Origin of the sequence: Rhizobium mayense, from assembly GCF_030272705.1 — a bacterium.
Lineage (GTDB): Bacteria > Pseudomonadota > Alphaproteobacteria > Rhizobiales > Rhizobiaceae > Rhizobium > Rhizobium mayense.
In genome coordinates this window covers 472,066-485,141 of record NZ_JARFYM010000002.1, presented here as the reverse complement: position 1 = coordinate 485,141, position 13,076 = coordinate 472,066, and the positions used below count along the sequence as shown (strand labels likewise).

Sequence of the window (13,076 nt, the reverse complement as noted above, 5' to 3'; positions counted from 1 at the left end):
GAGGTTCAATGCGATGCACCCCATCACAGACCGTGTTCCAGTTTCCATCATCATCTCGAATTACAATTACGCACGATTTCTGAGGCGCTCCATCGACAGCGCCTTGGGGCAAAACCACGACGATACGGAGGTCATCGTCGTCGACGATGCGTCGACCGATAACACGGCCGATGTCGTCGCTTCCTATGGATCTCGAATTAAGACGTGCCTGAGAGAAACCAACGGCGGGCACGCTGCGGCGTTCAATACCGGTTTTGCGTCGAGTCGGGGTGAGATCGTCCTGTTTCTCGATGCCGACGATTATCTCTACCCGAATGCGGTGTCCGAAATCGTCGATGCCTGGGAGGAGGATACTGTCCAGACGCAGTTCAGATTGCACCTCGTCGATGAGGACATGCAGGTGAGAGATGTCTTCCCACCTCAGGAACTGCCGTTCGACTCTGGCGATGTCACCCCGAAACTGCTGCAGAGTGGGCGCTATCAGACCACTGTTACCAGCGGCCTGGCTTTCAAGCGTTCGGCTCTCGATGTGGTCATGCCGGTTCCGGAGACGGATTTCCGCCAAGGCGCCGACGGCTATCTGGTCACGGTAACGCCTCTTCATGGAAAGGTGACGTCGATCGAATCCTGCCTTGGCGCCTACCGCATCCATGGCGCCAATCATTCCGTCTTTGCGGAGAAACTTGGCCAGCGTGCGCGTTGGCGAATGGAACATGATTTCCATCGTATCGACGCCTTGTTGGATCAGGCAGCCGAGATCGGCCTGACGGTGCCGGAGGATGTCAATCTCCACGATCCGGTTCATTTGGAAGAGCGTTTAGCATCGCTCTGCATGGACAAATCCCGGCATCCCATGGTCAGCGATTCCAGATTCGCACTCGGCGCTGCCGGTGCCGTCGCCAGCGCGAAAATGAATGCATCTTTCAGGCGGCGTGCGATGCAGGCAGCATGGTTTTTTTCCGTCGGCGTTCTTCCGGGCCGCATGGCGAAAGCGGTCCTGTCATGGAAGCTTGTTGCCGCGTCGAGGCCCGCCTTCCTCTTGCGACTTTCGAAGACCATTCGCCATGCGGCCGGATAGGCTGGGAGATCGCTGCTGCGGATCGATACCATGCATGGCGTAATCGGGATGCCGGGACTACATTGCTTTCCATCTGAGACGGAGAGCGATGAACTTGGCGCAAAGAGCGGGTAAGGCGGATCTTCCCCTGCATGGAGGGCGGGTGCCGAAATGGCTCGGCGACCGGATGACACGTTTGGGCGCCGTCATCACGGAGGCGGTGGTTCAGCACTACGGGCGCGACGAACTATTGCGTCGGTTGGCAAGCCCGTTCTGGTTCCAGTCTTTTGGCGCCGTCATGGGCATGGACTGGCATTCCTCGGGCATTACCACCAGCGTCCTCGGGGCGCTGAAACGAGGTCTGACGCCGCTTTCCGGCGAGCTCGGAATCCATGTCTGCGGCGGTCGCGGTGCTCAGTCGCGCAGGACGCCGGATGAGTTGGCGGCTATCGGCAATCGTGTCGGCATCGATGGAGCGGCGCTAGCGACGACAAGCCGGCTGGTCGCCAAGGTCGACAGCGCCGCGCTTCAGGACGGATTCGACCTCTATCTGCATGGCTTCATCGTGACGGATGACGGCAAATGGGTCGTCGTCCAGCAGGGGATGAACGGCGATCGACGGCAGGCACGGCGGTATCATTGGTTGTCCGAAGGACTGACGAGCTTCCTCGACTCCCCGCATGCGGCCATCGAGGGAAGGGACCAGGGCAAGATCGTCAATCTCGCCGATCGGCGCGCTGACCAGTCACGCACAGGTCAACTCGATCTGTTGGCCTCCTTAGGGCCAGACAGGATCGTGCGCGAGCTGGCCGCGCTGGAAGCCAGGCCAATGGCAGTTGGTAAAAACCAAGCCCAACCCTTGCTGCCGCATCTCATCATGCCGGCGCATCACGATGTTCGCGAAACCGATGTGAATATGCGGCGCCTGCATGGAAATCTGGCGGCCGCCGCCGATCGCGGGCCCGCGGATTTCACGGATCTGCTGCTGACGCCCGGCGTTGGTGCAAGAACGGTCAAGGCGCTGGCAATGGTTGCGGAAGTGGTGCATGGCGCCCCTTACCGCTTCTCCGATCCCGCCCGGTTTTCGCTGGCCCATGGCGGCAAGGATCGCCACCCTTTCCCGGTCGCGTTGAAGGTCTATGACGAGACCATCAGCGTGATGAAATCGGCGGTGCGAAAGGGCCGGCTGGGTCGCGACGAAGAGCTGCAGGCGCTGAAGCGCCTGGATGATCAATCCCGCCTACTCGAGCGATACGTGACTGGTCCCGATCTCAAGGAGATTGTTGCCGGCGAATTCGACAAGTCCTCTTTCTACGGTGGACGCAGCGTATTCGGCTGGGAGCTTCCCACGTCTTCGGAAGAAGACGATGCGGAAAGACGCCGGCAGCTGTCAAAAGGCTGGCAAGGGGCTTCCGTGCCAAAGGGAACATAATCCCTGCTCGATTGTTGACATCCAGATAATCGATGCAAGGAGCAGGACGATGATAACGAATGCTGCAAAAGAGCTGGCGACAGAATATTTGCGGTTGGGCGGCCATCGTTTGCTGGTGATGGACGACAACCTCTTGTCGACGAATTGCTGGGAACCGGACTCGCCGGAGGCGGAGAGCTTTTGGAACGAGCGCATTGAGACGCTGAGCTTCAGACGCCGCAACGAAGTGATGTCCTTCCTGCCGTCAATCAACGCCCTCTGACCCGGGCTGGTGGTGGCGAAACCTATGTCAACGCCCTCGCCATGGCGCTGGGCGTGATTGAACTCGTTGCTTCAGAGGCCGAAATCGTTAGCGTCGCCCAAAATAATTAACGAACGTAGTTAATTCTTTAATAATTTTGTGTTTACTCATGGAACCAAGCGCGAGGCTAACCGTTTCTGCGCCGCACCGGAGGAAACATGATGAATTTCAAAATCGTCACCGCTCAATCCGAAGTGGAAACCGAAGACACCGGAACCTATCCGGACGGTATGGTGGAGCATAATCGTATCGACTTTTCCTCAAGTCGCGAAAAACGTCATCGCAGATCGCACGAGCGCGACTATGGTGCCGCCAAAGAGCTTGCGCCCATTCCGGTTGGCCTGGTGTAAGCCAGATATTCGCTGATATCTTGATCCGCCAGGAAAGGTCCGGCGGACAGCGATTTGTCGTGATAAAAGCTTTGACGGCTCTACCCTCCAGCCATTGTCGTGGCTTCGTTGAGATTGCTATGGCCGGCCGTCAAATATAGAGCGGCGCCATCTTGCGCCAGGCACCTGCCCGGTGCGCGCGCCCGCCCCAGACATGCAATTGGTGACCGATCTGCTTATCGACGAGAAGCTGGCTCAGGTGACGATTGTTGTCGAGGAAAGGATCGGCATCCCCGATGGTGAGGACAATGTCGACCTGGCGCAGGCTTTCAAGCCGCCATTCGCAGGCAAGCCCTGGAAGGAAATGCGTCGGCGTGTGGAAATAGACATTGTCGTCGTAGTAGCCCTCGAACAGATCGCCAAAGGATTCGACCTTCATCGTCAGATCGTAGCGGCCGGAAAAAGCGACGAGCTTGCGAAAGAGGTGAGGGTGGCGAAAGACGAGGCTGGCGGCCTGGAAAGCGCCAAGGCTGCAGCCATGCACGATGGTGCAGTCATGAGGATTTTTCTGCGACATCAGCGGCAGAACTTCGTTCAGAATATATTCTTCGAAGGCGGCGTGCCGGCGAATACGGTCGGCCGGATGGTGATGGGATCCGTAAAAGGTCTCTGCGGCCAGACCCTCGATACAGTAGAGCTGAAGATGGCCGGCCCGCAATTTGTCGCCAAGACTGGCGACGATGCCGAGCTGCTCATATTCCCAGAACCGCCCGTCCCGTGTCGGAAACATCAATACCTTGGCGCCGGCATGGCCGAACACCAATAACTCCATCTCTCGATGCAGGCGCTGGCTATACCAGCGCAGGTATTCTCGGTTCATGGCACCTTGAAAAATCGTCGGACTTTTTCTTGAAGGAGCGCATTTTGCTCGCCGCTGCCAACGTAGTCGAAATGGCCGGCGTCGAGGATGAAGATTTCGTTAAATTTTGCCAACGAATTCGCGACAGCGAATTGGCAGGGCGGCGCTACCGCCGGATCGAACAGGGCTGCAGCGACCAGCATCGGCACCTTGATGCGGGCAGCCGCGTTGGCCGCATCGAACAGGCGCAAGGTCTCCAGCACGCTTCCGTGCTTTTTCTGATAGGCCTGGACGGAATCGGCGCTGCCGACGGTTGGCAATGTCAGCCATAGCGGCCGGTGCCCGAAGGTCGGTACGACGAGATGGCCGCGATCGATCCGACTATCGAACGGGATCGCCAGCGCTCCGATACCGCCGCCGAAGCTGATCCCGCTGTAGCCGATATGCCCCGTAAGCCAGGGATAAAGGGCGATAAGCGCCGAGACAGCGATCCAGAGATCGTCGACGCAGCCGCCGATGATATAGGAATCGGGCTTTTCGATACCGTAGAGGACATGCCCTGAAGCATCGGCCGGTATCGGCGGACGAGCGCTGAGGGAAAGCCCGCGGGAGCAGGGAAATAGTATCGCCGTCTTTTCCACCGGCAGATCGAAGTCGGGCAAATCCCGCCCGCCATAGCCATGCCCGACGACGAGGCCGCGTCGCACCTCCTGATCGCGGGGAAGAAGCAGCCAGCCGCCGATCTGAAACGCGCCGGTCGACATATAGGTCACGTCGAGAACATGCCAGTCGGGATGCTCGATTTTGCTGCGCCGGAGTTTCGGCTGGGGGTCGACGGCAATCGCGCGCCGATACCGCTCGGTCCAAAAATCGTCGAAGCCCGGAGCGGCCTCGGGCGGTTTGATGGCCAGGAGCTGCTCGAGCTTCATGCCATAGGTTGGATCGAAGGCGAAGGGGTGTGTCGTTGGAACGCTCATAGGACGCTTGTCTCGTGAAAGGATTGGCGACGCAAGACTTCAGCGTCCGCAACGCGGACAAAACCACGTCATCCGTCTGGGCTGGCCGAAGGTCGAACGACACCGGCGGTCGGCTTGAAGAGGACGTTGCGCCGCAGCGTCTCGCGTCTTTCAGGGTAGAAAGCTGTTTTCTAAGCGATGGAAGTTTTGCCCATCGCCTCGGTGCCCCCGGTCGTGCCGCCTGATGTCTCGAAGTCGAAGAATTTCTGCGTGACGAGTGCCGCCGCTCCCCGAGCCCAGGAATTGTCCTCCCAATCCGGAAGCAATGGAGGAGCGGGGCGAAAGGTGTGAATGGCCATGGTCGATTTCAGTGGTCCGAAAAGAGCATCCCCGAACGACACGGCTTCACCGCCAACGACAATCACCTCGGGATCGGTGACATTGACGAGATTTGCCAGAGCCTTTCCGATGCCGATGCCTGCCTCCTGAACGATGCTGGCGATCACCGGTTCGTTCTTGTGCATGGCATCGAGCATCTCTGGCAGGCCATGGCTGCTATCGCGGTTGGTTCTTTCGCGCCAGGTGCGCAACATCGAGGGTTGAGAATAATAGGCCATGAGGCAGCCACGCTTGCCGCATTCGCAAACACGGCCGTTTTCCTCATGAACGACATGGCCGAATTTGCCGGCAGCACCGTTGGCGCCGCGATAAAGCTTGCCTTCGATGATCTGGGCGCAACTGATGCCGACGCCGATGGCAAGCACCGCCATGTTGCGATGCTGCCGTCCCAATCCGAAAAGCTGCTGGGCAATCGCATAGGCGTTCGTGTCGTCTTCAAGCCAGACGGGCACCTTGACCTTCTGTGCCAGCATGGAGGCGAGGGGAACATTGTTCCAGTCATAGCGGTGGCTGCGCACGCAGGTGGCTTGGTCGTTATCGATAACGCCGGGCATTGAAATGCCTATGCCGGCAAGCCGCGCATTCGGCCGGCCGGCCGATTTGAGAAGCGAAGGAACTGCCGCTGCGAGCGTCTTGGCGACGTTTTCCGGATCGTGATCGGCGAGGGTTAGCCGCAGAGATGCGAGAGGGCTGGTGGCAAGGTCAGTGACGACGCACTCCGCCGAGCCAACCATCAGCTTGAAACCAATCGCCAATCCGTTGGCATAGTTGATCTCGACCGGGATTGGCCGGCGGCCGGAAAGCCCGGCGACGGCCTTGCCTTCCGTAACATGGCCCTCCTCGATCAGGTCAGCAATGACGAAGGTGACCGCCGCGGGGCTGAGGCCGGTAACCGTCGCGATTTCCGCACGGCTTTTCGGTCCCTCACGCCTGAGCAGGTTGAGGATAAGCCGCCGGTTCAAGGCGCGCGATGTGCTTTGGTCACCCTTCAGTTTCACGGATTCTCTTTCTTAATTTTGTAAATTAATTATTGCGTCCGCATCAGACATATGCATAACTTCCCCTGCCGATCAACATCCGGCTCGTGCGGAAGCGCGAAGAAGTCAGTCAACAGGCACATTGGTTTCTCGAGCTTTGATATCCGGGCAGCGCGCATGCGCTGCCGCGGCAGGTTTGCTGCGCCCATGTACCCGGCGCCGAACGGAAACGCTAGGAGGGCGTTCCGTTCGGCCCCTGACGGAGAATGGCAGTCAGCGTCACAAAGGGAGGAGTTTGCATGACTTTCGAATTGCTTGGACGGCCATCAAGCCGGCGTAGTTTTCTAAAGGGCGCAGGGGTGGTTTCCGCCACCGCCCTGGCGGGTTTGCCCATGCCGGCCATTGCGCAGGCCCAGGACATCAACATCATTTCCGACGAGAGCAATGCCGATGCGCTCGCAGTCCTGCGCAAGATTGCCGATGACTTCGGCAAGCAGGCCGGCGTCAAGGTTGTGGTCAATAATATGGACCACGAGGCGCACAAGACCGCGATCCGCAATTATCTCGTCGCGGGCGCCCCGGACGTCTGCTTCTGGTTTTCCGGGAACCGCATGCGCGCCTTCGTCAAGCGCGGCCTTTTCGACGATATTTCCGACCTTTTCGAAAAAGAGAAATACAAGGATGTGCTGGGTGCCGCGACAGGCGCAGTCACCGTCGATGGCAAGCAATACGGCCTGCCGACGGGCGGAACGCTGTGGGGCATGTTCTATCGCAAGGATGTGTTCAACCAGCTCGGCACATCGGTGCCGACAAGCTGGGATGATTTCCTGGCGTTCGGGGCGAAATGCAAGAGCGCCAACCTGACGCCGATTGCCATGGGCACCAAGGAATTGTGGCCTGCCGCCGGCTGGTTCGACCAGATGAATCTGCGCATCAACGGCCTCGACAAGCATATGGCGCTGATGAACGGCGAGATGAGCTACCTCGATCCGGCGCTCAAACCGGTCTTCGACCAATGGGAAACCTTGCTCAAGCAGGACTTTTTCACGCCGAACAACACGTCCTTCGGCTGGCAGGAAGCGGGTGCGCTTCTGGCGCAGAAGAAAGCGGGCATGATGAATCTCGGCGCGTTCGTCCGCTACGTCTTCCCGAAAGAAGAGCTCGGCCAGCTGGCTTTCGCGCCATTCCCGACGATAGACCCGAAGGTTGGCCGTTTCGAGGAGTTCTCGCTGAATTCGGTTCATATTCCGACAAGCGCGAAGAACAAGCAGGGCGCCCGCGAGTTCCTGGCCTATTTCTACCGTCAGGAAAATCTCGGCCCCTATCTGGAGCCCGGCGGCAACGTTCCGCCGCGCAACGATCTGCCGCCGAGCAAGGACCCTCTCGTTAATGCCGCCGTCGAGGCGCTGAAGACGGTCAAGGGCACGTCGCAATATTACGACCGCGACAGCGATCCCGACATGGCGCAGGCCGGCCTCGTCGGCTTCCAGGAATTCATGGCGAAGCCCGAACGGCGCGACGTGATCCTGAAGCGGCTCGAGGGCACGCGCAAGCGCATCTACAAAATCTAAGTCTCCTCCCAGCGACCGAGAGGCGGAGCAGCCGCTTCGCCTCTCCAAACCGAAAGAGGATATAAAATGATGACACCCTGGCGCCGCCATCGCTGGTGGCTCACCCCGACTTTGCTGATATTGCCGGCTGCCATTCTCTTTTCCGTCGTGATCCTCTGGTCGGCAGTCGAGAGCCTCTGGATCAGCCTGCATGATTGGGATGGCTTCAGCCCGATGACCTGGATCGGCTTCGGAAATTATGTCGAGCTTTTCAACGATCCGCAGTTCTATGTCTCGCTGAGGAACAATGTCATCTGGCTGATCATGTTCATGGCTGCGCCGCCCCTGGGACTGGCGATCGCCCTGCTGGTCAACCAGAAGATCCGCGGCATGCGGCTGATGAAGTCGTTGTTCTTCATCCCGTTGGTGTTGGCCTCGGTCGCCGTCGGCGTCGTCTTCACCTGGGTCTACACGCCGCAACTGGGATTGCTCGCCCTGATCTTCGGTTTCTTCGGTGCAACAGCGCCGGCCGTGCTGTCGGACGAGCGCTTCGTGACGTTTGCAATCGTCATCGCAGCACTTTGGCCGCAGATCGCCTTCTGCATGGTGCTTTACCTTGCCGGCCTCAACAATCTCAGCGAGGAATTGATCGGCGCCGGCCGGGTGGACGGGGCCAGAGGCTGGAACATGCTGCGCCATATCGTCCTGCCGCAACTGACACAGGTCACCTTTATCGCCATTGCCGTAACCGTCGTCGGGGCGCTTCGATCCTTCGACATGGTGTCGGTCATGACCCAGGGCGGGCCGTTCGGCTCTTCCGAAGTGCTCGCCTACCAGATGTTCGAACAGTCGATCTTCTCCTACCGCTTCGGCTATGGCGCGGCGATCGCCTCGGTTCTGTTCGTGATCATGGCGGTCTTCATCGTCTGGTACCTCACGCGCATCATCCGCATCGAAGAAAGAGGGGCCTGATGTATCCGCGCCCTATCCCCGAAGATGCCATCTGGCAGCGTCGTTTTTATTTCATCGCCGTTCTTGCCATCCTGATCCTCTGGCTGTGCCCGCTCTTTGCCGTCGTCCTCACCTCGTTCCGTTCGACGCAGGATGTGATGGGCGGCAATCTCTGGGGATGGCCGACGCAGTTCGGCCTGGTCGAGAATTATACCTCTGTCTTCAACCAGACGCCGATGGCGCGTTATTTCCTGAACAGCCTGACGATCACCATACCAGCCGTGATCGGCGTGTTGACCTTGAGCACGCTCGCCGGCTTTGTGTTGGCGCGCTACCGGTTTCGCGGCAACATGCTGGTTTTCGCGCTCTTCGTCGGCGGCAATTTCCTGCCCTATCAGATCATGATGATACCGGTGCGCGACCTGATGGTGCGCATCGGCCTCTATGACACGACGGGCGCGCTGATCATCTTCCACATCGCCTTTCAGACGGGTTTTGCGACGCTGTTCATGCGCAACTTCATCGCCGCGCTGCCGGATGAATTGTTTCAGGCGGCGAGGGCGGAGGGCGCCTCGCCCTTCCAGACGCTCGTTCATGTGGTGATCCCGCTGGTTCGCCCGGCGCTTGCCGCACTCGCCATCCTCATCTTCACCTTCGTCTGGAACGATTATTTCTGGGCTGTGGTGCTGACGGTAAGCGACACGGTCAAGCCGGTGACCGCCGGTCTTGCCAATTTGCGCGGCGAATGGGTCTCCGCCTGGAATCTGATTTCCGCCGGCACGATCGTCGTCGCGGTGCCGCCGGTCGTCATGTTCTTTCTGATGCAGCGACACTTCATCGCCGGGCTCACCATGGGGGCGGTGAAGGGATGATGATCTTGTCCGACGCCGTTCCCGCCCTTGTGCCAATCCTTTCACTGCGAGCCTAGAAGCATGACCAGTCTCGAACTTCGACATGTCAATAAGAACTATGGCGCCTATCATGCCCTGCGTGGCATCGATCTCTCCGTCGAGCAGGGCGAGTTCATCGTCATGGTCGGCCCTTCCGGTTGCGGCAAGTCCACTCTTCTGAAATCGATCGCCGGTCTGGAATCGATCTCCTCAGGCCAGATTCTCATCAATGGCCGCGATGTCAGCAAGGCGGAACCCGGGGATCGCGGCATTGCCATGGTGTTCCAGTCCTATGCACTCTATCCGCATATGACGGTCGCCGAAAACATGGGCTTCGGGCTGCGCATGGCCAAGCACCCGAAGGCGGAGATCGACGCGGCGGTGATGCGCGCCGCTAAGATCCTCAGGATCACCGATCAGCTCGAAAAGCGGCCGAAGCAGCTTTCTGGCGGTCAGCGCCAACGCGTCGCGATCGGTCGGGCGATTACTCGTTCGCCCGATGTCTTTCTGTTCGACGAACCGCTGTCGAACCTCGATGCCGCTCTTCGCACGCAGATGCGCGTCGAGTTGAGCGGCCTGCATGCCGAACTCGGCGCGACGATGGTTTACGTGACCCACGACCAGATCGAAGCAATGACGATGGCGAGCCGGATCGTGGTTCTCAATCGCGGCGTCATCGAACAGGTCGGCTCGCCGCTAGAACTTTATCGCAACCCCGACAATCTTTTCGTTGCCGGCTTTCTCGGCGCACCGCGGATGAATTTCTTCCCTGTAACGGTCGACGACGTGTCGGGAGGCAGGGTGACTGTCTCCGCGCCAGGCCTGGCGCCGATCGCCGTGGAGCTGGCAACTGGTGCTTCGGCGCAGAGGGGAACGACGTTGACCCTCGGTATCCGTCCGGAAAACATCGCCGTTCAGGAAGACGCCGCATCTCCTGACGTCACGATCTCCGGCCGCGTCCGGCTCGTCGAGCATCTAGGGCGAGAAACTATCCTTTATGTCGACGCCGGAGAGTTGCAATGCGTCAGCTCCGAAAGCGGCACCGGCAACATCACCGTGCAGGTCGGCCATGTTGCCGGCATCGATGCCGATGCGCCGATCAGCCTTCGGATCGATCCGCGCGAAGTCTACCTGTTTTCCGCCAAGGACGAGCGGACCATCACGGTCCGCAAGCCGATCCTCGACAAATGATCCTTCAGGAGCCCGATACCGTGTCAGTCAGCAGCAGTACCAAGGACCTTTCCGTATGGCGTCCGATCAAGACCGACAGGTTTCTGGTCGGCGCGCCACACTATCCGGAACATGTCGATGAAAGCTATTGGGAACGCGACGCCAAGCGTATGGCCGAAGCTAGCTTCAATGTCGTCCGTCTCGGCGAGTTCGCCTGGCATCTGTTCGAGCCGAAGCTGGGTACTTTCGATTTCGATCTCTTCGATCGCGCCATCGCGGTCCTTGGCCGTCATGGTCTCAGCACCATCATGTGCACGCCGACGGCAACGCCGCCGCGCTGGCTGACGGAGGCTCACCCGGAAATCCTTCGCGTCGACGGCAACGGCCGGAAGATGAGCCACGGTTCGCGCCAGCACGCCGATACCGCGAGCCCTGTTTTCCGCGAGCACAGCAAGCGCATTACCAGGGCGATGGCCGAGCATTATCGGGACAACCCCCATATCATCGGCTGGCAGACGGACAATGAGCTCAATACGAGCATGCCGGAATCCTTCTCGCCCGTGACGCTGAAGGAATTCCAGGCGTATCTAGCGGATAAATACAGCACGATCGAAAAGCTTAACTTCGCCTGGGGCGGCGATTTCTGGGCAACGGCCTATGACGATTTCGGTCAGGTGGTCCTTCCCCTGGATTTCGCGCCGACCTTCCCAAGTCCGGGGCATTTGCAGGATTACCACCGCTTCCTGGCCTTTGCGACGGCGCGTTTCCAGCACGATCAGGTGGAAATCCTGCGCGCGACCAAGGCCGATTGGTTCATCTTCCACAATCTCGGCGGGTTGCGCGATATCGACTTCCGCGGTCAGTTCTCCACCGATCTCGATTTTGTCGGCTACGATATCTACCCGATGCTCTATGACGAGTTCCAGCGCATCGGCAATCACGCCAAGGTGCAGGCGCTGCATCTCGATATCTGCCGCGGTTTTTCAGGCAACTATATCGTTCCGGAGCAGCAATCCAGCTTCGGCAGCCAGCCGGGCTTCTGCACGCTGACGCCGGAGCCCGGCGAAATGCGGCGCATGGCGATGTCCTCCGTCGCGCGCGGTGCCGATGGTCTGATGTTCTTCCGTTGGCGGCCGGCGCATTTCGGCGCGGAAATCTACTGGATGGGCGTCATCGATCACGACGACGTGCCGCGCCATCGTTACGATGAGGCGAAACGCTTCGCTACCGAGATGACGATGCTCAAGGACAAGATCCTCGGCACCCATGTCCGTATGGATATCGGCATCGCAGGCTCCGATTTCGATAATCAGGAGGCGCACAAGACCTATTCGATCGGCCTGCCGAGCCCACAGGACGACGCGGTCTTGCTGCATCAATATTGCTACGACCGCGGCATCGCTTGCGGCTTCATTCATCCGGAAGACGATCTTTCGCGATTGAAGCTCCTGTACGTTCCGCACTGGGTGATGTGGAGGGATGGCTGGACCGAACGGCTCGAGGCCTTTGCCCGCGCCGGCGGCACCGTGATCATCGGCGCTCGCACCGGCACTCGTGATGAAAACAACCACGTCATCCGCGAGACGGCGCCTGGTTCATCGCTCTCGCGGATGACCGGCGTGAAGGTCGAGGATTTTGGCCGGCTTGCGGCACCGGGCGCCAATGGCCTTTTCGATGTCATGGGACGCTCCGGTGGATTGGTCGTACCTCCCAACCGCCCCGCTGAATCCCATCGCCGCGTCCGCCGTTTCACGATCGGCAATCGCGAGCTCGAGGCGGCCCATTTCTATGAGAACCTGGCGGTTGCTGATGATGTCGAGGTGGTGGCGACTTGGTCGAACCGTTACGCCGAAGGGGTGCCGATGGCGACTTCGCGCAAGCTCGGCGGCGGCAGGGTTCTCTATCTCGGCACCTATCTGACGCCGGAGCTGACGGCCGCCGTCGCCGACCGAACCTTTGCGGAGGCAGGGGTCGAGCCGTTGATCGCCGATCTGCCTGGTGGTGTCGAAGTGACGATGCGCCAGAATGGCGAACGGCGTCTCCTGTTCATCCAAAACTACGTCGATCAGCGCGCCGAACTGACCGGCGTGCCGGCCGGGATCAATCTTCTTGACGGCGGCAAGCCGGTGTCAGGCGCTCTGTCCCTCGAAGCTTATGGCTGCGCGATCGTGGAGTTGAACTGACACCAGCTTTGCGGCGTCCCTC

At 59.6% G+C, this 13,076-nt stretch carries 12 protein-coding genes; 9 read left to right on the top strand and 3 right to left on the bottom strand.

Features of this window, described 5'->3' with window-relative positions; all coding sequences use genetic code 11:
• Positions 1-13 precede the first annotated feature (13 nt).
• The 4 genes from PY649_RS04945 (at position 14) to PY649_RS04930 (ending at position 3,140) form a co-directional block, all read left to right on the top strand.
• Positions 14-1,078 (top strand): glycosyltransferase family 2 protein, encoded by a 1,065-nt coding sequence (locus tag PY649_RS04945; protein ID WP_285867071.1) that lies wholly within the window; start codon positions 14-16, stop codon positions 1,076-1,078.
• Between the two features lie 94 nt (positions 1,079-1,172).
• Complete coding sequence (locus tag PY649_RS04940) at positions 1,173-2,489, top strand: DUF763 domain-containing protein (protein ID WP_285867195.1); 1,317 nt, start codon at positions 1,173-1,175, stop codon at positions 2,487-2,489.
• Positions 2,490-2,538: 49 nt separating this feature from the next.
• Positions 2,539-2,751: a hypothetical protein gene (locus PY649_RS04935; RefSeq protein WP_285867070.1), complete on the top strand. Its 213-nt coding sequence runs from the start codon at positions 2,539-2,541 to the stop codon at positions 2,749-2,751.
• Positions 2,752-2,948: 197 nt separating this feature from the next.
• On the top strand, positions 2,949-3,140 hold the full coding sequence (locus tag PY649_RS04930; RefSeq protein WP_285867069.1) for a hypothetical protein: 192 nt from the start codon (positions 2,949-2,951) through the stop codon (positions 3,138-3,140).
• Positions 3,141-3,270: 130 nt separating this feature from the next.
• Here the strand turns inward: PY649_RS04930 and PY649_RS04925 are convergent, their stop codons facing one another.
• From PY649_RS04925 to PY649_RS04915, 3 genes are all read right to left on the bottom strand, one after another.
• Positions 3,271-3,999, bottom strand: a complete 729-nt coding sequence (locus PY649_RS04925) for an esterase family protein (RefSeq protein WP_285867068.1) — start codon at positions 3,997-3,999, stop codon at positions 3,271-3,273.
• Positions 3,996-4,955: an acetylxylan esterase gene (locus tag PY649_RS04920; protein ID WP_285867067.1), complete on the bottom strand. Its 960-nt coding sequence runs from the start codon at positions 4,953-4,955 to the stop codon at positions 3,996-3,998. Before PY649_RS04920 ends, PY649_RS04925 begins: the two co-directional genes overlap by 4 nt.
• A gap of 170 nt (positions 4,956-5,125) precedes the next feature.
• Positions 5,126-6,331 (bottom strand): ROK family transcriptional regulator, encoded by a 1,206-nt coding sequence (locus tag PY649_RS04915; RefSeq protein ID WP_285867066.1) that lies wholly within the window; start codon positions 6,329-6,331, stop codon positions 5,126-5,128.
• A gap of 278 nt (positions 6,332-6,609) precedes the next feature.
• On the opposite strand from PY649_RS04915, the gene PY649_RS04910 reads away from it, so the two are divergent.
• The 5 genes from PY649_RS04910 to PY649_RS04890 all read left to right on the top strand — a co-directional run bounded on the left by PY649_RS04910 (position 6,610) and on the right by PY649_RS04890 (position 13,054).
• On the top strand, positions 6,610-7,881 hold the full coding sequence (locus tag PY649_RS04910) for an ABC transporter substrate-binding protein (protein WP_285867065.1): 1,272 nt from the start codon (positions 6,610-6,612) through the stop codon (positions 7,879-7,881).
• A 66-nt stretch (positions 7,882-7,947) separates the two neighbouring features.
• Positions 7,948-8,832: a carbohydrate ABC transporter permease gene (locus PY649_RS04905; protein WP_285867064.1), complete on the top strand. Its 885-nt coding sequence runs from the start codon at positions 7,948-7,950 to the stop codon at positions 8,830-8,832.
• Positions 8,832-9,683 (top strand): carbohydrate ABC transporter permease, encoded by an 852-nt coding sequence (locus PY649_RS04900; RefSeq protein WP_285867063.1) that lies wholly within the window; start codon positions 8,832-8,834, stop codon positions 9,681-9,683. The genes PY649_RS04905 and PY649_RS04900 overlap by 1 nt, the downstream gene beginning before the upstream one ends.
• Positions 9,684-9,743: 60 nt before the next feature.
• Positions 9,744-10,892, top strand: coding sequence for an ABC transporter ATP-binding protein (locus PY649_RS04895; RefSeq protein ID WP_285867062.1), 1,149 nt, complete (start codon positions 9,744-9,746; stop codon positions 10,890-10,892).
• The gene (locus PY649_RS04890; RefSeq protein ID WP_285867061.1) at positions 10,889-13,054 is read left to right on the top strand and encodes a beta-galactosidase; all 2,166 of its coding nucleotides are present in this window, start codon (positions 10,889-10,891) and stop codon (positions 13,052-13,054) included. The genes PY649_RS04895 and PY649_RS04890 overlap by 4 nt, the downstream gene beginning before the upstream one ends.
• The last annotated feature ends 22 nt before the right edge of the window (positions 13,055-13,076 follow it).